Raw genomic sequence first — 19,372 nt, 5'->3', positions numbered from 1 at the left:
ACTTCGTCGCTGGTCAACCACCTAGCGGCATTAAACAATCTGGCAAACGTTTGCACAAATTGTCTATAAGATCACAAAAGCCGCGCCCACCTCATCTAGGTGATGAAGTGGGCGCGGCGGTGAGCAAAGCCCTAAGGCTTAGCGGAAACTAAGCGGAAGCTTTAGTTGCCAGCCAGCTTATCGCGCAGTGCGGCGAGCTGCTCGTCGGAAGCCAGGGAGCCGCCAACCTCTGCCTGAGTCTCGGATGCCGGAGCTGCATCGGAGGAATCAGAGGAGTAGTTGGAGGACTCTGCAGACTCAGCAGCCTCAGCGGCTGCGGCGCGGTTGCGCTCGATCTGAGCGGTGTGCAGGTTGAAGCGACGCTCGGACTCTGCGTAGCGTGCTTCCCAAGCCTGACGCTGCTCGTCGAAGCCTTCCTTCCACTCGTTGGTCTCAGGGTCGAAGCCCTCAGGGAAGACGTAGTTGCCCTGCTCGTCGTAGGAGTCAGCCATGCCGTACTTGGACGGATCGAACTCTTCGGTGTAGTCCTCGTCTGCCTGCTTAACGGACAGAGAGATACGACGACGCTCGAGATCGATGTCGATGACCTTGACCATAACTTCCTGGCCAACGGTGACAACCTGATCCGGAACCTCGACGTGGCGCTGAGCCAGCTCGGAGATGTGAACCAGGCCCTCGATGCCCTCCTCGACGCGAACGAAGGCGCCGAACGGAACGAGCTTGGTGACCTTGCCCGGAACGATCTGGCCCACAGCGTGGGTACGGGCGAATACGCGCCACGGATCTTCCTGGGTAGCCTTCAGGGACAGGGAAACGCGCTCGCGGTCCAGATCGACGTCCAGAACCTCAACGGTTACCTCGTCACCAACGGTGACAACCTCAGATGGGTGGTCGATGTGCTTCCAAGACAGCTCGGAAACGTGAACCAGGCCGTCGACACCGCCGAGATCGACGAAGGCGCCGAAGTTGACGATGGAGGAAACAACGCCCTTGCGGACCTGGCCCTTCTGCAGCTGGTGCAGGAACTCGGAGCGAACCTCGGACTGGGTCTGCTCGAGGTATGCACGGCGGGAGAGGACAACGTTGTTGCGCTGCTTGTCCAGCTCGATGATCTTTGCTTCCAGCTCCTGGCCGATGTACGGCTCCAGGTCACGGACGCGACGCATCTCAACGAGGGATGCAGGCAGGAAGCCACGCAGGCCGATATCCAGAATGAGGCCGCCCTTGACAACCTCGATAACGGTACCGGTAACAGGCTCTTCCTTGGCCTGCAGCTCCTCGATGGCGCCCCATGCACGCTCGTACTGCGCACGCTTCTTGGACAGGATCAGACGACCTTCCTTGTCCTCCTTGGTGAGAACAAGTGCGTCAACCTCATCGCCGACCTCAACAACCTCGTCCGGGTTGACGTCGTGCTTGATGGACAGCTCGCGGGAAGGGATAACACCTTCGGTCTTGTATCCGATGTCCAGCAGTACCTCGTCGTGGTCAACCTTGACGACAGTACCCTCGACAATGTCACCATCGTTGAAGTACTTGATGGTGGCGTCTACAGCTGCGAGGAAGTCCTCTGCGGTTCCGATATCGTTAATCGCAACCTGCGGGGTGTTAGAAGATGGCATATTGAAAAATGCTCCGAATAAATGTAGGAAATCGAAATTGGACAACTGCGCGTCTCTCGAAAAAAGCTTGCTAAGCTGCACAAATGCAGCTAAAAAGAGAAATAATCGATCCCGCCTCGTGATTGCTTAAAGCCTTCCTACAGGGGCTTAGAACAACCCGCGGCATAGACACGCCCGTTTAACACTACATCTGTCCAGCTAAAAGGGCAAATACGCGGACCAACTATTTCGCAAAGGAATTTCTTCCACCGTGACTTCCCCCTCGCACGCAAACCAGGCCTACTGGGATAGCGACGCCGCCAACTACCACGCCGAGCACCCCGACTACCTATCTTCCTTTTACTGGTGCCCAGAAATGCTGCACGAAGACCAAGCGCACTTGCTAGGCGACGTCTCGGCTTCCTCCGTCCTCGAAATTGGCTGCGGCTCCGCCCCGTGCACCGAATGGCTGCAGTCGCGCGCACACTTCGCCACCGGCTTCGATATCTCCCGCGGCATGCTTAACCACGCTGCACCCGGACTCCCCTTAACGCAGGCCGATGCACTGTCACTCCCCTACGCCACCGGCTCCTTCGACGCCGCATTTTCGGCGTTCGGAGCCTTTCCCTTCCTTGCCAACCTTGACTTAGCCTTAGGTGAAGTCTCCCGCGTTCTTAAACCATCCGGTCGCTTTGTCCTTTCGGCCAACCACCCGATGCGCTGGATTTTCCCCGACGACCCCACCGATCTCACCGCCGGTATCAGCTATTTCAACCGCGCCTATGTGGAACAAGACCGCGATGGCAACCTCACCTATGCGGAGTTCCACCGCACCATCGCCGACTGGTTTAAGGCCTTACAGGGCGAAGGCCCCTACCTGATAGAGGACATCATCGAGCCCGAATGGCCAAGGGAGCTCACCACTACGTGGGGCCAATGGTCACCACAGCGAGGCGAAATCTTTCCCGGCACGATTATTTTCGTCTGCCGCAATTCCCGCTAACCTATAGACATGGTTTTGGACCGGATTGGCTTATTGATACGACGTGGCATTGCCTGGTGGATTGATAGTTTCCTAGCCGCTGCCATCGTCATGGTAATGCGATGGGTAGTAAACGCGGTAGCCGACCATCCACTCACGGGAGAGACCTTAGAACTCTATAATGCCATTGCCGCCGCCGTGGTCTTTTACGCCTATCGAGTATGGGTGGAAGCCACGAAATCCACCTCGCTAGGTAAATGGTCCCTGCAGCTAGAAATCATTGCTACCCACCCAGGATTCTTCACCGCTTGCCTGCGCAATTCCTGGCTATTGCTAACAATGCTTACGCTGACAGGCTGGCCCGGAGTCATGCCGCTACTTTTAGCAATTCTCAGCATAAGCATGCTCGCTTTTGGTCAAACCCCTTTCGACATGCTGGCCAATTGCCTAGTGGAGCGCCGACCTCAGATGGATACGCCTTCTTTGCGTGGCCAGAGGTAATAAGCAAGTGCGAAAATAACCAACGCGGCAAACATCCACGCGGACGGAAAGAGAAACGCAAGCGCCGTGGATACGACCATCACCCCAGCAGCCGTTAATCTCCTAACCTTAGGGTTTGGCGCCACGCGCGCTATGATCATGGCCATCAAAAAGTAAGACCCGGCAAAAACCGGGTACGAAATTGCAGAGGCTTTATGCTCTTCAAGAAATTGGGCTAGCCCGAGGTCATTAATATCGGCTGCAAGAAGATTCACTTGAATGGCCCACAGGCTTTCAAAAAAGCGGAGATTCCATTTATTCATTTTCTCTTCCAGAGTCACTGAACAATATTTCCCTTCTTAGTTTCTCCATTTGCACGCATAAATTCCTCCGCACAGAAAAGGCTACCTAAAAAACTTAGCGCGCATTCCGCCACAGTTTCTGAACTTTCCGCTCAGCATAGCCCGGTATGCCCAAATCCTCGATAGCTTGCTTATTCCACGTCCCACAAACTTGGCTGTCCACCACAATGGCGCGGCGAAATACACCGCGGTTTCCAGGGGCAAGTATCTCGTGAACCTCTGAAGTCATTGCGAATAACCGATCTCGGTATCCCAAGATGTACTCGTCGAAAGCCCCCAACAAGAACACCGAACGCTTTCTTCGCGCCTCGGCCATATCTATTACTTCTAACGAGACAAAGTCCTGGGATTCTTCCCCACACCGCACGATATCCGGCGGAAGGTTTTCAGCTGCTGGCTTTATTAGTCTTTGCGGTAGCTTTGTCCACCAAGCAAAGTCCGGCAGCGTCGCTGGGCCATGAGTGCGGAAATACCGGACCATTAGGTCAGCGGTAGCTGCGACCTTGTCTCCATTGAAAGCTTCGTCTATCCCCGGCAGCTCCACTGGTGTGATGAGCTGCTCGGCTCCACAGTAGACGGCGTGACCGCTTTCCATTGCTACGCGCACAACGTGCCAGAAGGGCACTTCAGGCAACGCTGTGGTCGCCCGTTCCTTAAGCTCGGCACGCGAAAGCGGACGATCGATGAGCTCGGCCACCTTTGCTCGCAACTCTGCGTCCCCCTTGCGCCCTTTAGCGCACAGTTCAGTTATCCAGCCTATGTCCTTGACAGAAGCCGCGAAAAGGGTATTGCGCATGGGATATCCACGCACAATATTCCCAGCATCCGAGTGGTCTTCCGCCCGCAAAGCAAGTGAGCGCCGTATGGAATGCAGGTCTTGGCCTTGCATGACGCCGAAGGAACGGACTACTTCCTCAGCGCTCTTCCACCGCTGAACGGTTAGGCCTTGAGAGGCAAGCCTAAGGCGCGCCTTTTCTCGGCGGGAGAAAGAAACCGCGCTAGTGGGCCGCGGCATCCCAATCCTTGCCGGCACCAGCCGAGACCTCTAGAGGCACGTTGAGCTCGATGGCAGAGTCCATCTCACGCTCGAGAATCTCTCGAACCGTGTCGGCCTCACCGGGGGCGACTTCGACTACCAATTCATCGTGCACCTGAAGCAACACGCGAGACTTCATTCCATGCAGTGCGCGGTCCACGCGAATCATCGCCACCTTAATAATGTCTGCGGCAGTGCCCTGAATCGGTGCATTAAGCGCTGCGCGCTCCGCGTTCTCGCGCGCTAGGCGGTTATCGGAGTTGAGCTCTGGCAAGTAGCGGCGACGGCCAAAGAGCGTTGCCGTGTAGCCATCCTTGCGGGCTTGGACCACGACTTCATCGAGGTACTTCTTCACGCCGCCAAAGCGCTCAAAGTAGCTTTCCATGATGGACTTTGCCTCCCCCGCCGGAATGCCTAATTGCTGGGATAGACCGAAAGCGGAAAGACCGTAAACCAACCCATAGGACATGGCCTTGACTCGGCGGCGCAGCTCGGGTGTCACTTGGTCAACGGGAACGTCAAAGACTCGAGAGCCAACATAGTTGTGCAGGTCTTCGCCTTCCTTGTAGGCCTCGATGAGGCCCGGGTCAGCGGAGAGGTGCGCCATGACACGCATCTCAATCTGGGAGTAGTCCGCAGTCATGAGTTCATCGAAGCCCTCGCCCACGATGAAGGCAGAACGAATCTGGCGGCCTGCTTCGGTGCGCACGGGGATGTTTTGCAGGTTGGGTTCGGTGGATGACAAGCGGCCGGTAGAGGCCACGGTTTGGTTAAACGTGGTGTGAATGCGGCCGTCAGGCTGCACGGTCTTGATGAGACCTTCCAAGGTGGTCTTCATCTTCTGGTACTCGCGGTGTGCCAAGAGATGATCGAGGAAAGGGTGAGGGTTCTTAGCCGCGAGCTGTTCAATCTCCTTGGCCGCGGTGGAATAGCCCGTCTTCGTCTTCTTGGTCTTGGGCAGCTCAAATGTCTCAAAGAGCACGGTTTGCAACTGCTTTGGCGAGTTGAGGTTGAGCTTGTCATCGCCGGCAAGCTCGCGGGCGGCACGTTCTTGTTCGGCAACCTGCTCTACAAAGGCATCCTTTTGCGTTTCGAGAATGTCAACGTCAACGGCAATTCCGGTAGCCTCCATGCGCGCCAGAATGGTTACCAGCGGCAGCTCGAGGTCGGTATAGAGTTCGAAAGAGTCAATCTCCTGTAGCTCTGCGGTGAGCCTTTCTGCAAGCTCCATAATTGCTGCGGCCTGGTCCACTAGAGAGGAATCATCCAGCAGGGAAAGCTGTTCCGTGGCGGCGCCGAGGGTCTTTTGGAGGTGGCGCTGGTAGACGTCGGCAAGCGCGTAAGTGCGCTGACCGGGGCGTAACAGGTAAGCGGCAAGGGCCGTGTCATGAGCGATGCCTGCCAGCTCAATCCCGCGGCCGGCGAGCATATGGAAAGCGGCCTTCGCTTCGTGGAAATACTTCGGCGCATCGGAGGCCAACCACTGCGCAAGGGCCTTATCATCCTCGGCAGTAAGATCGCCCAGCTCCACTTGCAGGCCGTGGCGTTGTTGGTCCACGAAAGCAATCGCCGAAGCATCACCCTGCCCCGGGTTTCCCTCGCCTTGGACATAAACTGCAACGTGCTTACGGCCAGGCAGCCACTGAGACAATGGCTCATCGTCGATGACTGTTTCTAGCTCTTGGACTTCCTCGGCTTGCTGCGCTGCCTCAGCACCATCATTGGGAATGGCGGCGAGTACGCGATCGCGCAGGTTGGTACCGAACTCTAGGTCATCGAACTTGGCGGCAACGTCGGCGACCTTGGCTTCCTTAAACGCCAAATCGTCGGGACCGACTTCTAAGTCCATGTCCGTGATCATCTGGGTGAGCTTGCGGTTCATCTGCACCTGCTCGATGCGCTCGCGGAAGTTATTGCCCACCACGCCCTTAATTTCCTCGGCGTGCTCTACCAAGGATGCCAAGTCTCCATACTTGACAATCCACTTGGTGGCCGTCTTCTCGCCTACCTTTGGGATGCCCGGCAAATTATCGGAAGGATCGCCGCGCAGGGCGGCAAAGTCTGGGTACTGCGCGGGGGTGAGACCGTATTTTTCTTCTACCGCGGATGGGGTAAAGCGGTGGAGCGTGGATACGCCCTTCATGGGATAGAGCACCGTCGTGGACTCATTAACTAACTGCAGGTAGTCACGGTCTCCGGTGACGATGAGAGTCTCATAGTCCTGTGCCTCGGTTGCGAGAGTAGCCAGAATGTCATCGGCCTCGTAGTTCTCACGAGAGAGGGTGGTAATGCCTAGTACCTCGAGCACCTCGCGAATGAGGTCTACCTGACCCTTGAATTCCTCCGGCGCGGCCTCGCGCTGGGCCTTATAGTCCGGGAACATCTCAGTGCGGAAGGTCTTGCGCCCCACGTCGAATGCCACCGCAATGGCGTCGGGGGCCTCTTCCGCCACGATATTAGAGAGCATCGATAAGAAGCCATACACGGCATTGGTGTGCTGACCTCCTGAGGTGGAGAAATTATCCACCGGCAGGGCATAGAAGGCGCGAAAGGCCATAGAGTGGCCGTCAATGAGCAGAAGTCGAGGCTGATTAGTAGTCACCTGCCCCATCCTAGAGAAGCACGCCGACATCCGAACACCCCGGTGCAGATTTTGTGAATGACGTGGGCATTCCCCCGCTGCCCCTACCCAATTAGGAATTCGCCTAGTGCCTGCGCTACTATTTTCACAGTCAAAGGCAGTCCGCCTTTACACTGTGCGCCCCTGTAGCCCAATTGGCAGAGGCAACGGATTCAAAACCCGTCCAGTGTGAGTTCGAGTCTCACCAGGGGCACTTTTCGTAACAACCCTCTGACCGGGAACTTCCTGGTAGGGGGTTGTTTTTTCATGTTACGAAACTGCAGTCATTGCGGGTTAAACGACAAAAAGTGTGTCTGGTTCGGCGTGTCGTGGGGTTAGATCTGGCCTTTTTGGATGCCGATTGAGTGGGTGTACTCGGTATCGATACCGTTGTCGTAGAGGGCTGGTCGTCCTGTTTGGTGGTCGGCTTGGTTCTCGTTTTGGGTCAGGGTTGTTACTTTGGCGAGTTGGTCCTGGCCCCAGTTGGACTGCCTGGCGATTCGTACTGGATCGTCAGGCAGTTCCGTTTTAAGGTAGAGCCACCAATCCAGCATTCGGCGTTGTCGTTCACCTGATCTGCCGCGGTGAGTCCTGGCGAGCAGTTTGAGCTGGGCGTTGATACCGCCTTCCAGACTGTTTGTGGTGGATTTGATCCGGTCAGGTTCAAGGACTGTTTCTGGGGGCTTGAGGTAGACAAACAGCAGGTCGCTTCGCCAGAGGTGGTTGAGACTGTTGTAGGCCTTGCGCACGTTGTGGTGTGTCCACACGCGAGTCCACGTACCAGTTTTGGGGTCTTTGACCGTGGTTTTCTCATCCATCCAGGCTTGGTAGATCGTAGAGAATTCGTGCAGTTGCGTGCCCCATTTTGCCGCTTCATCCAAGGTGGTGATCCGAGTCAGTTTCAGTGCAAGTTGGTAGATGGTGCGCCCGGCATCTGTGCGCGGGCGTGAGGTGGTGTAGCGCCGCACGACGCGTTGGGCGTGGACGAGGCAGCGTTGGATTTTTGTGGTCGGCCAGCACTTTCTAATCGCGCTAAATGCTCCTTGGCCGCCGTCGATGACAGCAATCAGTGGTGCTTCGATGCGTTCGAGCAGTCGCTGGTAGTCGCGGGTGGTTTCGTGTTTGCACCAGTGCCAGGCAATGACGTGATCGATGGTGGCAGCGACGATCAAACAGCCGCCGGCGGTGTAGGTGCCGTCTAAAAACACCTGGTCGTAAACTCGTCCACAATGTGCATTGGTGGGGTTGGGCACATCAATGAGCCAGAACGGTTCAAACCGGCGTTGCAGCGTACGGGGCGAACATCCCACGCGGTGGGCAACAACATCGAGACTGGCACCGGTGGTGAGATGATCAATGAAAGCGGTAAACACCGCTGCATTGGTGATGTCGCCGCGGTGCTTCACGCTGGATGCGCCGCATTGTTTGCATCGCCATCTGGTGGTGCCTTTGCTGGTGGTGCCGTTGCGTTTCATTTCACCGCCGCAGTAGCAGCGTGGTTGGTTCTTTGGCATTGCGCCACCACACCACGGCGTACATAGCACACAGCGCTAGCCCCTTCGTGGATTTGCCGTCTGAGAGCCAGATATATGCCCCAGGAGCATATATTTTCCTGAAACCTAGAGGTTACGCCCGGGAAATCGGCAATTCCGGACACACTTTTTGTCGTTTAACCCGTCATTGCAATCATTACGATCAGGACGCTCACAAAATGTTGTCAAATGTTGTCACGGAATCAGGCCCACAGATCCGCCATTTTCGCAGACACAGACCCTAGGTCGTCGTCAAAAAGATCCGCATACGTGTTTATTGTCATGGCTGCGTCCTCGTGCCCCAGCTGCCTGCTCACCACCAAAACAGTGGCCCCGCACTGATAAGCAGAGACGCCGCGGTGTGCCGGAGTCCGTGTGGGGTGATGTGCGGGAATGTGGGGTCTTCGGACTGTAGACGCGCCACAGCTTCTGTGAACCACGATCCTGAGCTGGGCAAACGCATAGGGGTAGTTGGGTCTCCGGGGCTGTGGAATAGGTATTCTCCTGGCCCTACTGCTGCTACACGTGCTCGAAGATCGTCAGCCACAACGTCAGAGAACGCTACTGTTCTGGTTTTGCGTGTTTTTGGTGGGCCTACGACGATTTTCCCACCCACGGTAGTGGCAGAACGCCGTACGACAAGACGTCGGGTGGAAAAACTAACATCCTCGGGGGTAAGGCCAGCCAGCTCCCCGAAACGCAGCCCTGTGGTCGCCAGTACCCGCACCGCGTCCCCATGCCGAGAACACTCGTCAGCGAGGCGTCTAACCTGGTCAACAGTCAAATACACTTTTCGGGGAGGGTTTTTCTTGGGAAGCACAATCCCCTGACACGGTGATTTAGGGATATACCACCCTGACACACCCTCACCACGTAAGCTATGACTATGGGAAAGCTGATTGGGGAGCGACATGTTTCCGTCATCCTTTTTGAAGGATTCGAGGTGTTAGACGTCTTTGGGCCGGTGGAGCTTTTGAGTCAGGTTCCGGACATACGTATAAGTTTTTTAGGAAAGGAAAAAGAGCCCGTCCAGAGCACCCAGGGCGTACGTGTCTTGACAGATCTGCCTTACACAAACCTCGAGAATCCGGATATTCTCCTGATCCCCGGGGGTGCGGGGACGCGAACCCTAGTTCAAGACACCACTTTCCTGTCCTGGTTAAAGGAAACGGGACAGCGCGCCGAGATAGTGGCATCGGTCTGTACTGGTTCAGCCCTACTGGCAGCCGCGGGTCTCCTTAAAGGGCGCCGAGCAACGAGCAACAAGAGGGCATTCGGTTGGGTTTCTTCCTTGGATGATGATGTTGAATGGCAATCTCAAGCCCGCTGGGTGGAGGATGGAAAAATATGGACATCCTCGGGCGTTGCGGCGGGTTTGGACATGACTGCCTCGCTGATCCAGCACCTCTTCGGCGCAGAAGCTTTTGAAGAAGCGACCACGCTAGCGGAATATCAGCCACAAACAGACAGCACTGTCGACCCCTTCGCCCATATTTATGGCCTCATCTAGTTCACCTTATAAAAAGCCCCAGCTGGCCTACCCGACCCCCGCAGACACACCTCATCCCAAACCAGACAGTCGACGACGCCCAAGATAGACCACGGACTACGGGCAGGTGCACGAAAAACGCCCGGGCAGTGGTGTTGTTGTGCATCGTGGGAGTCATCGGTGCCGCCATCGACTTCGGCACCATGCACTTCCTTGAAACCTCCGAGGAAAACGCCCTGATCAGCCGGGCAAACAGTTACATCCTGGGCAGCCTGTTCGCCTACTACGCCAATAGCGTTGTCACTTTCTCCGGCAACCGGTCCACCACCGAGAAGCTGAGGGCCTTCATCGTCTACACCGCGTGTTTGATCAAGGCGGTGCTGGGCAACAAGCTCGCCCGTACCCCGCTGGCGGATTTCGAACACACGGTTTTACTCTCGTGGGTGATTTCGCAGGCAACAGCCACCACCCTCAACTTCATCCTGCAGAGCAAGTGGCTGTTCACCAGCGAAAACACCTCGCGGTGAGCGCATTCCGCTCCGCCAAGCCCCTGCCGAGTAAGCGATAACCCGGCAATCAACCCTCATCCTGCCCGGCAGGGCAAGGTGGGAGAAGGACTGTCGGGTTAGACGTCCATCTCGTTCGAGGTGGGAGTTCCATCCCTCTTCGTCTTCACCGTCACGGGGTGCCCACCGAACATGTACCCGTCGTCGAACTCGACGCCAATGTTTCCCCTGTGGGGAATGTTCACCGCAGTCGGAGTCAGCTTGGCGTAGACGTCCTCCACCCCAAGCTTCGGGGCGGGTGTCGGCCTCCCTTCCGCCTCGGCCACATCGTGGCGCCACCGGTTCGCGGCCGGAAGGGTGTTGTTGCAAAGTTCGGGAGACAGGAAGACCTGCGCGAAATAATCACAGCCATGGGTATCTTCTCTGGTCGTCATTTCCCCTCGTGACATCATCCTGCGGGCAGTGCGGTGGTACTGCCGCTACGGGCTCAGCTACCGCGATCTGGAAGAAATGATGATCGAGCGGGGCGTGCCAGTCGATCACACCACGATCTACCGCTGGGTCCAGAAATACGCCCCTGAGCTGGACAAGCAAACACGGCGGTCCCGGCAGGTACCCGACTGACAGGCCACTTCCTGGCGAGTGGATAAGACCTATATCCGGGTCGGCGGCAGGTGGTGCTACCTCTATCGGGCGATCACCGCCGGTGGTCAGACCCTGGACTTTTACCTCTCTCCGAAGCGGAACGTGGCCGCAGCGAAGCGTTTCCTGGCCAAGGCCCTCAGATCCAATGCATCAGCCGGGTATCCCAGAGTGATCAACACCGATAAAGCACCCTCCCTAGCCAGGGCAATCGCCGAGTTGAAGTCAGAGGGAATCTGCCCGCCAACAGTGGAACACCGGCAGGTGAAATACCTCAACAACATCCTGGAAGGCGACCATGGTCGGCTGAAGCGGATCCTCGGGCCGAAAGGCGCGTTTAAGAACCGGACATCTGCATATCGGACGTTGAAAGGGATGGAGGCGATGCACTCATTGCGGAAAGGGCAAGGCACGATGTTTGCCTACGGGCAACCGAACCCGGACGCGGTGATCGTCAACCGGGTGTTCGAGGCTGCCTGAGAACGCCGACCCGCAGCGAGCATCAGAGGATGAAGACTGGGTCGTCACGGCTCTCCGCCTGAAGTTTGCAACAGCACCATGCGGGTTAGGTACCCACACACAAACCATCAGACACTCTCATCATAGTTGTCAAATCGTTGTCACAAACCGGGTCATCGTAAATTATCCCCTGGTCAGACTATTAAATTACGACAGGCCGTGTGAGTTCGAGTCTCACCAGGGGCACAACGAGAAAAGACCTCGGTTTCCACTAAGTCAGGGAAACCGAGGTCTTTGCTTTAGCCCAGATCAGGCAGGGTTGGCAGGTGGTACTTGCGCAGCACTGCGTTGATCTGAGGGATGGAAGCCTTCAGCTGCGGTAGCGCTAGACCGATGAGTCCGGCCACGCCTGCGATGCCGAGGATTGCTCCCAAGATGGCGGGCTTCGAGCTCGTACTGGAGCTCAACTCGGAGCTTCCCATGGCAGGCTGCGTGGTATCGACCGGTTTGCCGTCCCCGTGCGCACGGGCGGTAAGCCATTCGTCCTTGCCCAGAACACCCTGGGTCAGGCGGGTCTCACCAATCCAGCCGTACCACGGGTCCTGCGGGCGCTGGTCATCAAAGCCGCCGCCCATGACCCACTGTAGGTCGCGCGGGAGAAGTCCTTCGGCACCTACCGCGTTGCGCAAGATAGGCGCGCCGTTGATGAACATCTCCACGCTATCGCTTTGTGGATCATTGACCACGGCAATGTGCATCCACTCATCCTTGGGTACTTCGTGGGACCATACGGTAGAACCGCTTCCCTGCTTTGGCTCCGCCCACCAGCGCAGCTCGCGGAGATTGGAGATACCAAACATGACGGTAGGGTCCGTGTCTTCGGAGCCGTCGACCAACTTATTGATGGCAGAGTCGCGGCTAAGCGCACTTCCCCAGCCATGTTGGGCACCATTGAAGTCCTTTGGAATCTTGACGAAGGATTCGAAAGTGTACCCCTTGGTGGTATCCACGTTATTAGCCGCCGCGCCCTTGTCGGTGCGGAACTCGGCATTTCCTACCTTGCCCGCTGGGTCGGACCAGAAGAGTGAGCCGGAATCAGAGGAAAGCGGGTGGTGATCGGAGCTATAGGTCACCCGATCACCTAACATGGCGCCAGAGCGGTGCAGGTCACTGCCGGAATCGCTGGAAACGTCGGGGATGGTGGTGCCACGGCCGGCAGGGGCGCCGTCGGCAAGCACATGCCCGTCCTTGTCTTGGGCCTGGCCCGGGCGCCAGTGGAATACCGTGTGGTCGTTCTTGGCAAAGTCATCCGCGCCCTTGGGCAGCTCATCCTCCGCGATGGTATAGGGCCTATAGCCTTCCGCGGCGATGTCGCGCGCACGCTGTGCCAGGTCCGGCTGGTGGCCCTCACCCACGGTGAAATCCGGGGAAAAGGAGGAAAAGCGCTGCTCAAAGTCGAACGGGATGGCGTAGCTATCGCCCTTGTCATCTAGGGTGAGCTTGTCGAACTGCGTCAGTTCTTCGTGCGGCTTCTGCGCCACCCACGGCGAGAGCGCGGTCATCTCCAGCTGCTTGCCGGAAAGGTCGAACTCGAGCACTCCCAGCAGACCATTTCCGCCCTGGTAGGCCATCTGATAGTCCTGCAAGATGGAAACGACGTCGTGCCCGGCATCGTTCTTATCCACTCGGTAGCCCGCGCCGTGGTGATGGCCACCCATCACCAGGAAGATCTGGTCGTTGCTCTTGATGAACGTATCCCACAGGCCCTTGCCATAGTCATCGGAATAGAAAACGTTGCCCTCCCCGTCGATGTTGAGGGCCTCATGGGTGGTCACAATGACCGGAAGATCTGGATGCTGATCAATGATGCCTTGCGCCCATGCAATGGCCTTCTCGTCGGCGCGCCACCCCAAGGCTAGGTTCAGGTATTTCTGGCCTTCTGCTTCAAAGATGTGGGCCTCGGAGTCATTATTGATGGCCGAGTAGCGCTCTTGGAAGGTCTCCGGATTAGCGGCCTTGGCGCGACCGGCGCTAAACCACTTGTCATACGGGTGAGCCGCCGCACCCTCCACGTCCATGTCGTGATTGCCGGGCAGGATGGAGTAGTTCAGATCCGAATCGTCGAGGACCTGCATGGCCTTATCGGCTACCTGCCATTCGCCCTCCACGTTCCACTGGTCTACAACGTCACCCAGGTGGGTGACGAAGTCCATGTTCAGCTCGTCTTGGTGGTCTACCAACCATTGAGTTTGGGCCAAGTAGGGTTCGCTTCCGTAGCGAGCTTGGGCCAAGTTGCCCGTCTCCGGGGTGGAATAGCGCGAATAGAACTGGGTATCCGGTAGGACGCCGATGCTAAAGCGAGAACCCTCGCTGGACGACGCCCCCTCAGCCCCAACCTCCGCAGCGCCTGCTGCCGGTACAACAACGAGGTTGCCCACCACCGCGGTTGCAGTTAGCGCTGGCAGGACAAATCGATTTTTCATAGAGAGTCCTTTAAGACTGGAAAGGAATGCTTGCACAGGGGAAATGGCGGGAATACGCGAGGGATTCTAGGGGGCGAACCTTTCAGTTAGTTGACACCCGCGTAAACAGGAGACTGAATAATAGGAAACTTATGGTTGCCTCTGAAAAAGACATCTTCTCGTGTGAGATTCCGTATAACCTGCCCCAAACTGCATAGTTGCATTGGGGTGCATTAAACTGACAGAATATTCATGAATACGGTTTTACCTCTACGGTTAGGGAGAAGATCCTCCCCTTCCGCGGTAGGTAGTCCACCGCCCTCTAATGAAAGATATGCATTACGCTTCACGGCGGTTCGCCTAGCCTCCCTCTTCGGCACTTTTCTCCCGGCTCGCTAGGCCAGTCGCCCTCCGCACCAGTCCCCTCCCAGGTAGATTTTTAATTTATGCAATACATTTTGAACGCAATCCGCGGCGCCCTCATCGGCATGGCCGAGCTTGTACCGGGCATCTCCGGTGGCACCGTGGCGCTCATCGTGGGCATTTATGAACGCGCAGTCCACAACGCCAACGATCTCATCTCCGGCCGCTTCAAGAAGGTGGAATGGAGCTTCCTCATCTCCGTAGCGATCGGCATGTTCATCGCCGTCTTCGGAATGTCCACCGTGCTTTCTAACTTCGTAGATAATCACGTATCGGCTTCCGGAGCGCTCTTTTTGGGCATGGTTGCCGTGTCCATTTTTGTACCGCTATCCATGCTTTCTAAGCAGGAGAGGCTACGCCCCTCGTCCATCATCGCGTTCGTCGTTGCCACGATTGCCATCTTCTTTATCACCGGATTCACCTCCGAACCGCACGAGAACCCCAGCCTTATTGTGGTCTTCTTCGCCGCCGCCATCGCGGTATGCGCACTCATCCTGCCTGGCATCTCCGGCTCGCTCATCCTGCTGACCATGGGCCTCTACCAGCCCATCATTGGTGCCGTTTCAGATCGTGACCTAGGCACTATCGCCGTTTTCGCGCTGGGTGCCCTGTGTGGTCTTGCGGCGTTTATCAAGGTATTGAACTTCCTGCTGGATCACCACCGCGCCCCTACGCTGATGACTATGGCAGGTTTCATGCTCGGTTCTCTGCGCGCACTGTGGCCCTGGGGAGCTGACCAAGATGCCTCTAGCGGCATCATCATCGGCATGTTCATCCTCGGTGCACTCATCGTCTCCGCCTTCATCTTCGTAGATATGAAGAAGGCCCGCGCTATAGATGAAAGGACGGCGCAAAAATAATGCCGCGCTCGTTTTCTCGCCGCGCAACTATCGCCGCGGTCCTCGTCCCCACGCTGAGCCTGGGCGCCTGCGTCACCAACGAGGAAGATTCCACTCCGGACGGCTGGGAAGAACCCCATTCCGCAATGGTGCCGGAAATTGCCGCCATGTATGACGACAACGATGGCGTCCTCACTGCCGGTACTAACCCGCCCTATGCCCCATTTCAGCTTAAGGATTCCCACGGGGCGCTCCAGGGCGTTGAACTCGATCTTGCTCGCGCCGTTGCCGGTGTCTTGGGACTCGATTTCCAGCCCATGGAACAGGACTTCTCCATGATCTTGCCCGCCGTGCAATCGGGCCAGATTGATATGGGCGCATCCGGGTTCACGGATAACCCCGAGCGCCGCAATGAATTCGACTTTGTAGATCACCTCTACGCCGGCATCCAGTGGGCCGAGCGAGTAGATGGACCTAAGAAGGTTGACCCGGATAATCCTTGCGGCTTGACCGTTGCGGTGCAGCGCACCACGGTATCTGAAACCGACGATGTGCGCCCCAAGAAGGATGCGTGCAACGGCGATCTCACAGTCTTGTCTTATGACACCGGTGACAACGCCGCGCTGGCGGTCCTCATGGGACGCGCAGATGCCCTGTCCGCAGACTCCCCAGTAACGGCGTGGGCTGTCAATCGCTCCGAAGGAAAGATGCGGCAGGTAGGCGATATGTTCCAAGCATCGCCCTATGGCTTTGCTGTACCCAAGGATTCCGATTTGGGCAAGGCCTCGGCTGCAGCACTGCAACACCTCATCGAGACCGGAGAGTATGCAGAAATTTTGTCCCGTTGGGGCATCGAGGATGGCTTAATAGACCAGGCAATGATTAATGAAAGGCCGATCAATGGTTAATGAAAATGCGGCGACGCCAGCTACGGCAGAGCCTAAGGAAAAGCCCGCCAAGATCGAGGCGCGACCTCTACGCCACCCGTGGCGCTGGGTCTTCGCCGGCCTGCTTATCGTGCTCGGCGTGTGGTTTATCATTGCTTCCGCCCGCAACGAGGCATTTGGCTGGGACACTTACTTCCAGTACCTCTTTGATAAGCGCATCGCGCTTGCTTCCTTGCACACCATCGCCATCACCATTTTGTCCATGATCATCGGCGTTGTCGGTGGTGCCATCCTTGCGGTTATGCGCATGTCCCCGAACCCGGTGCTGCGCAGCGTCTCCTGGGTATTCCTCTGGGTCTTCCGTGGCACGCCGATCTATGTACAGCTGGTGTTCTGGGGCCTGCTCTCCGCCATCTATCAATCCATCAACTTGGGCTTTACCGAGGTATCTTTGCAGACGATCCTCACTAACGCCTTCTTCCTTGCGGTGATGGGCCTGGGGCTCAATGAAGCCGCCTATATGGCCGAGATTGTGCGCTCCGGTATCACCTCCGTTCCTGAGGGCCAGAAGGAAGCCTCCAAGGCACTCGGCATGTCCTGGTGGATGACCATGCGCCGCACCGTCCTTCCGCAGGCCATGCGCATTATCATTCCGCCCACGGGCAATGAATTCATTTCCTTGCTCAAGACCTCTTCCCTCGTGGTAGCCATTCCTTATACCGAGGAAATCTTCGGCCGCACCACGGATATTTCCGCCGCCCTCTTCCAGCCCATCCCGCTGCTGCTGGTCGCAGCTTCCTGGTACCTCGTAGTTACGTCCCTGCTGATGGTGGGTCAGTACTTCCTGGAGCGCCGCTTTGAGCGCGGTGCGACCCGCGAACTTACCGGCCGCCAACTTGCTGCGCTGGCAGACGCTGAAGGCACCATCCCCCGCAACGTATCCGTGATTTCGGAGGCTAAAAACTAATGGCTACTCCCATGATTTCCGCCCAGAACGTCCATAAGTCCTTCGGACAGCTCGAGGTCCTCAAAGGCATTGACCTTGAGGTCCAGCCCGGCGAAGTGGCCTGCCTGTTGGGCCCCTCGGGCTCCGGCAAGTCCACCTTCCTGCGCTGCGTCAACCACCTTGATAAGGCAACGGCGGGCCGACTCTATGTCGACGGCGAGCTCATCGGCTACCGCGAAAAGAACGGCACCCTTTATGAGATCAGCGAAAAGGAAGCCGCAGAGCAGCGCTCCGATATCGGCATGGTCTTTCAGTCTTTCAACCTCTTCCCCCACCGCACGGTGATTGAAAACATCATCGAGGCACCGGTGCAGGTGAAAAAGATTCCGGAAGAGACCGCCCGCGCCCGCGCTATGGAGCTGCTGGAAGACGTTGGCTTGGCGTCCAAGGCCAATAACTACCCGGTACAGCTCTCTGGCGGCCAGCAACAGCGCGTTGCCATCGCTCGTGCGGTGGCCATGGACCCTAAGCTCATGCTTTTCGACGAACCTACGTCCGCCCTCGATCCAGAGCTCGTCGGCGAAGTGCTGCGCGTTATGAAGGACCTCGCAGCCGAAGGCATGACCATGCTCGTGGTCACCCACGAGATGGGTTTTGCGCGCGAGGTAGCCGATAAGGTCTTCTTTATGGACGGCGGCGTGGTCATCGAGTCCGGCAGCCCAGCTGAAGTTTTGGATAACCCGCAACAACCACGCACCAAGGACTTTTTGGCTTCACTGCTCTAAACCCAACACACTCCGCAGGGTGCCTTTAGCCCGCCGCCTTTTCAGCAAAGAGGACCGGCGGGCTTTGTTGTGGCTTACTCGTCTACGAAAGCGTCAAAATGCCCCGAATCAGTGCGCTGGCCGCGCCCACCCCGGCAACGCTCAGTGAGAGCACGCGGGCCTTTTCTCGTGGAACACGCTGGGCAATGCGGGTGCCGGCCCAAATGCCGACGAACATACCTAAGACTCCGGCGGGCCACATCACCCAAGGCAGGCCATCAAAATGCGCCGCACCGGTAAGCGTCTTGGTCGTCACGGAAAAGAATCCGCCTACGACAAAAATCGGCTGCAGCGTCGCGGCGTATACGTGCTGGGGCCACTTTGCCGCTTGGGCGTAGACGGTAATAACCGGGCCGGCAACGCCGGCCAAGGTATTGGTAAAGCCACCGAGAATACCGGCGGAGATGGCAGGGCCTTTGCCCTCCATCGGCGGGACAAATTTCTTTCCAAATGTCACTACGGCTAATGCGGCCAGAAGCGCAGCGCCCACTACGATCATGAGCCCTGCCGTGTCCATGCGCCTAATGAGCAGCGCCGCGGCCAAGGAACCGATCACCATAACTGGAGCTATTAGTCCGAACTTCTTCCAACTCACATTCTCACGCACGGAATACGTGGTCAGAATCGCATTTATGCAGGCCAGAACGTTAATGACGAGAATTCCTTCAACCGGCCCCATAATGAGCATGAGGATGGGACCGCCGATGAGACCGAGCCCCATTCCAGATACCCGTTGCAGAGTCGAACCAACAACAACGACGAGGAAAATAATCAGCGCGAGGCTCACTGACGGTATTTCTCCTTTACCGCACGACCTACAGGCTCGGGGAACATCCCCGTCACGTCGCCGCCAAACTTGGCTACCTGCTTACACAGCGAGGAGCTGATATAGCCGTACTTCTCGTCCGTGAGTAGGAAGACAGTATCGATTCCCGAAAGGCGCCGGTTCATCTGCGCCATGGGCAGCTCATATTCATAATCCAGTGAGCTACGCAGTCCCTTCACTAGGACGTCTGCCCCATGCTCCGTGGTGTAATCCACCAACAGCCCGGAACAATAATCCACTTTGATGGAAGAATCCACGCTCTGGCGGATAAGTTCCATACGCTCCTCCACGCTAAAAAGCCCAGAGGGCTTGTCGGGATTACCGGTAACCAACACAGTGACCTCATCGAACATCTGGTTAGCGCGATTGATGATATCGACGTGACCTAAGGTGACGGGGTCGAAGGATCCAGGGCAGACGGCCTTAGTCATGCTACTTTCGCTTTCCTTTCAGGGG

17 protein-coding genes, 1 tRNA gene and 1 pseudogene are annotated in these 19,372 nt (G+C 57.1%); 10 read left to right on the top strand and 9 right to left on the bottom strand.

What is annotated here, in order from left to right; genetic code table 11:
- Window positions 1-161: 161 nt before the first annotated feature.
- Window positions 162-1,622 carry a 30S ribosomal protein S1 gene (rpsA, locus tag QKD99_RS04590; RefSeq protein ID WP_023021654.1) on the bottom strand — a complete coding sequence of 487 codons (1,461 nt, stop codon included), beginning with the start codon at window positions 1,620-1,622 and terminating at the stop codon, window positions 162-164.
- Window positions 1,623-1,872: 250 nt separating this feature from the next.
- Between rpsA and QKD99_RS04585 the strand changes: the two genes are divergently transcribed.
- Entirely contained in the window at window positions 1,873-2,604 is a 732-nt protein-coding gene (locus QKD99_RS04585) for a class I SAM-dependent methyltransferase (protein WP_284766194.1), read from the top strand.
- Window positions 2,605-2,613: 9 nt separating this feature from the next.
- On the top strand, window positions 2,614-3,084 hold the full coding sequence (locus tag QKD99_RS04580; protein ID WP_284766195.1) for an RDD family protein: 471 nt from the start codon (window positions 2,614-2,616) through the stop codon (window positions 3,082-3,084).
- Here the strand turns inward: QKD99_RS04580 and QKD99_RS04575 are convergent.
- From QKD99_RS04575 to polA, 3 genes are all read right to left on the bottom strand, one after another.
- Entirely contained in the window at window positions 3,048-3,404 is a 357-nt protein-coding gene (locus QKD99_RS04575; protein WP_284766196.1) for a hypothetical protein, read from the bottom strand. The genes QKD99_RS04580 and QKD99_RS04575 overlap by 37 nt on opposite strands.
- A 76-nt stretch (window positions 3,405-3,480) precedes the next feature.
- Window positions 3,481-4,440: a crosslink repair DNA glycosylase YcaQ family protein gene (locus tag QKD99_RS04570; protein WP_347950836.1), complete on the bottom strand. Its 960-nt coding sequence runs from the start codon at window positions 4,438-4,440 to the stop codon at window positions 3,481-3,483.
- Window positions 4,424-7,072 carry a DNA polymerase I gene (gene polA, locus QKD99_RS04565; RefSeq protein WP_347950835.1) on the bottom strand — a complete coding sequence of 883 codons (2,649 nt, stop codon included), beginning with the start codon at window positions 7,070-7,072 and terminating at the stop codon, window positions 4,424-4,426. The genes QKD99_RS04570 and polA overlap by 17 nt, the downstream gene beginning before the upstream one ends.
- 149 nt (window positions 7,073-7,221) lie before the next feature.
- Between polA and QKD99_RS04560 the strand changes: the two genes are divergently transcribed.
- Window positions 7,222-7,295 (top strand) — tRNA-Leu (locus tag QKD99_RS04560).
- Between the two features lie 121 nt (window positions 7,296-7,416).
- Here the strand turns inward: QKD99_RS04560 and QKD99_RS04555 are convergent.
- Window positions 7,417-8,595 (bottom strand): IS1249 family transposase, encoded by a 1,179-nt coding sequence (locus QKD99_RS04555; RefSeq protein ID WP_347950834.1) that lies wholly within the window; start codon window positions 8,593-8,595, stop codon window positions 7,417-7,419.
- 904 nt (window positions 8,596-9,499) lie between these two features.
- Here QKD99_RS04555 and QKD99_RS04550 point away from each other — a divergent pair.
- The gene (locus QKD99_RS04550) at window positions 9,500-10,123 is read left to right on the top strand and encodes a DJ-1/PfpI family protein (RefSeq protein WP_347950833.1); all 624 of its coding nucleotides are present in this window, start codon (window positions 9,500-9,502) and stop codon (window positions 10,121-10,123) included.
- Window positions 10,124-10,269: 146 nt separating this feature from the next.
- The gene (locus tag QKD99_RS04545) at window positions 10,270-10,629 is read left to right on the top strand and encodes a GtrA family protein (RefSeq protein ID WP_347950832.1); all 360 of its coding nucleotides are present in this window, start codon (window positions 10,270-10,272) and stop codon (window positions 10,627-10,629) included.
- A gap of 98 nt (window positions 10,630-10,727) precedes the next feature.
- Here the strand turns inward: QKD99_RS04545 and QKD99_RS04540 are convergent, their stop codons facing one another.
- On the bottom strand, window positions 10,728-11,042 hold the full coding sequence (locus QKD99_RS04540) for a DUF2262 domain-containing protein (RefSeq protein WP_284767371.1): 315 nt from the start codon (window positions 11,040-11,042) through the stop codon (window positions 10,728-10,730).
- On the opposite strand from QKD99_RS04540, the pseudogene QKD99_RS04535 reads away from it, so the two are divergent.
- A pseudogene (locus QKD99_RS04535) lies at window positions 11,019-11,730 on the top strand (IS6 family transposase). The gene QKD99_RS04540 and the pseudogene QKD99_RS04535 sit on opposite strands and share 24 nt — an antisense overlap.
- 278 nt (window positions 11,731-12,008) lie before the next feature.
- Here the strand turns inward: QKD99_RS04535 and QKD99_RS04530 are convergent.
- A complete protein-coding gene (locus QKD99_RS04530; protein ID WP_347950831.1) occupies window positions 12,009-14,192 on the bottom strand; it encodes a LamG-like jellyroll fold domain-containing protein in 2,184 nt (727 codons plus the stop codon).
- A 425-nt stretch (window positions 14,193-14,617) separates the two neighbouring features.
- On the opposite strand from QKD99_RS04530, the gene QKD99_RS04525 reads away from it, so the two are divergent.
- From QKD99_RS04525 to QKD99_RS04510, 4 genes are read left to right on the top strand one after another with little or no spacing between them, the layout of a single operon-like run.
- A complete protein-coding gene (locus tag QKD99_RS04525) occupies window positions 14,618-15,454 on the top strand; it encodes a DUF368 domain-containing protein (protein ID WP_284815897.1) in 837 nt (278 codons plus the stop codon).
- Window positions 15,454-16,341 (top strand): ABC transporter substrate-binding protein, encoded by an 888-nt coding sequence (locus QKD99_RS04520; RefSeq protein ID WP_239279351.1) that lies wholly within the window; start codon window positions 15,454-15,456, stop codon window positions 16,339-16,341. The genes QKD99_RS04525 and QKD99_RS04520 overlap by 1 nt, the downstream gene beginning before the upstream one ends.
- Window positions 16,334-17,287, top strand: coding sequence for an amino acid ABC transporter permease (locus tag QKD99_RS04515; RefSeq protein ID WP_347950830.1), 954 nt, complete (start codon window positions 16,334-16,336; stop codon window positions 17,285-17,287). The genes QKD99_RS04520 and QKD99_RS04515 overlap by 8 nt, the downstream gene beginning before the upstream one ends.
- Window positions 17,287-18,051, top strand: coding sequence for an amino acid ABC transporter ATP-binding protein (locus QKD99_RS04510; RefSeq protein ID WP_005323289.1), 765 nt, complete (start codon window positions 17,287-17,289; stop codon window positions 18,049-18,051). The genes QKD99_RS04515 and QKD99_RS04510 overlap by 1 nt, the downstream gene beginning before the upstream one ends.
- 82 nt (window positions 18,052-18,133) lie before the next feature.
- Here the strand turns inward: QKD99_RS04510 and QKD99_RS04505 are convergent, their stop codons facing one another.
- Complete coding sequence (locus QKD99_RS04505) at window positions 18,134-18,877, bottom strand: sulfite exporter TauE/SafE family protein (RefSeq protein ID WP_347950829.1); 744 nt, start codon at window positions 18,875-18,877, stop codon at window positions 18,134-18,136.
- A complete protein-coding gene (coaD, locus tag QKD99_RS04500) occupies window positions 18,874-19,347 on the bottom strand; it encodes a pantetheine-phosphate adenylyltransferase (RefSeq protein WP_204609255.1) in 474 nt (157 codons plus the stop codon). The genes QKD99_RS04505 and coaD overlap by 4 nt, the downstream gene beginning before the upstream one ends.
- Window positions 19,348-19,372: the final 25 nt, after the last annotated feature.

This window comes from Corynebacterium sp. c3Ub_189, assembly GCF_039907195.1.
Lineage (GTDB): Bacteria > Actinomycetota > Actinomycetes > Mycobacteriales > Mycobacteriaceae > Corynebacterium.
The sequence above is the reverse complement of the archived record's forward strand: the minus strand, read 5'-3'. Positions and strand labels throughout refer to the sequence as shown.

Excerpts from the sequence above, each read along its gene's own strand:
- rpsA (WP_023021654.1), bottom strand. The coding sequence starts at position 1,622 with ATGCCATCTTCTAACACCCCGCAGGTTGCGATTAACGATATCGGAACC.
- QKD99_RS04580 (WP_284766195.1), top strand. The coding sequence starts at position 2,614 with ATGGTTTTGGACCGGATTGGCTTATTGATACGACGTGGCATTGCCTGG.
- QKD99_RS04570 (WP_347950836.1), bottom strand. The coding sequence starts at position 4,440 with ATGCCGCGGCCCACTAGCGCGGTTTCTTTCTCCCGCCGAGAAAAGGCG.
- polA (WP_347950835.1), bottom strand. The coding sequence starts at position 7,072 with ATGGGGCAGGTGACTACTAATCAGCCTCGACTTCTGCTCATTGACGGC.
- QKD99_RS04555 (WP_347950834.1), bottom strand. The coding sequence starts at position 8,595 with ATGCCAAAGAACCAACCACGCTGCTACTGCGGCGGTGAAATGAAACGC.
- QKD99_RS04550 (WP_347950833.1), top strand. The coding sequence starts at position 9,500 with ATGGGAAAGCTGATTGGGGAGCGACATGTTTCCGTCATCCTTTTTGAA.
- QKD99_RS04540 (WP_284767371.1), bottom strand. The coding sequence starts at position 11,042 with ATGACGACCAGAGAAGATACCCATGGCTGTGATTATTTCGCGCAGGTC.
- QKD99_RS04530 (WP_347950831.1), bottom strand. The coding sequence starts at position 14,192 with ATGAAAAATCGATTTGTCCTGCCAGCGCTAACTGCAACCGCGGTGGTG.
- QKD99_RS04525 (WP_284815897.1), top strand. The coding sequence starts at position 14,618 with ATGCAATACATTTTGAACGCAATCCGCGGCGCCCTCATCGGCATGGCC.
- QKD99_RS04520 (WP_239279351.1), top strand. The coding sequence starts at position 15,454 with ATGCCGCGCTCGTTTTCTCGCCGCGCAACTATCGCCGCGGTCCTCGTC.
- QKD99_RS04515 (WP_347950830.1), top strand. The coding sequence starts at position 16,334 with ATGGTTAATGAAAATGCGGCGACGCCAGCTACGGCAGAGCCTAAGGAA.
- QKD99_RS04510 (WP_005323289.1), top strand. The coding sequence starts at position 17,287 with ATGGCTACTCCCATGATTTCCGCCCAGAACGTCCATAAGTCCTTCGGA.
- coaD (WP_204609255.1), bottom strand. The coding sequence starts at position 19,347 with ATGACTAAGGCCGTCTGCCCTGGATCCTTCGACCCCGTCACCTTAGGT.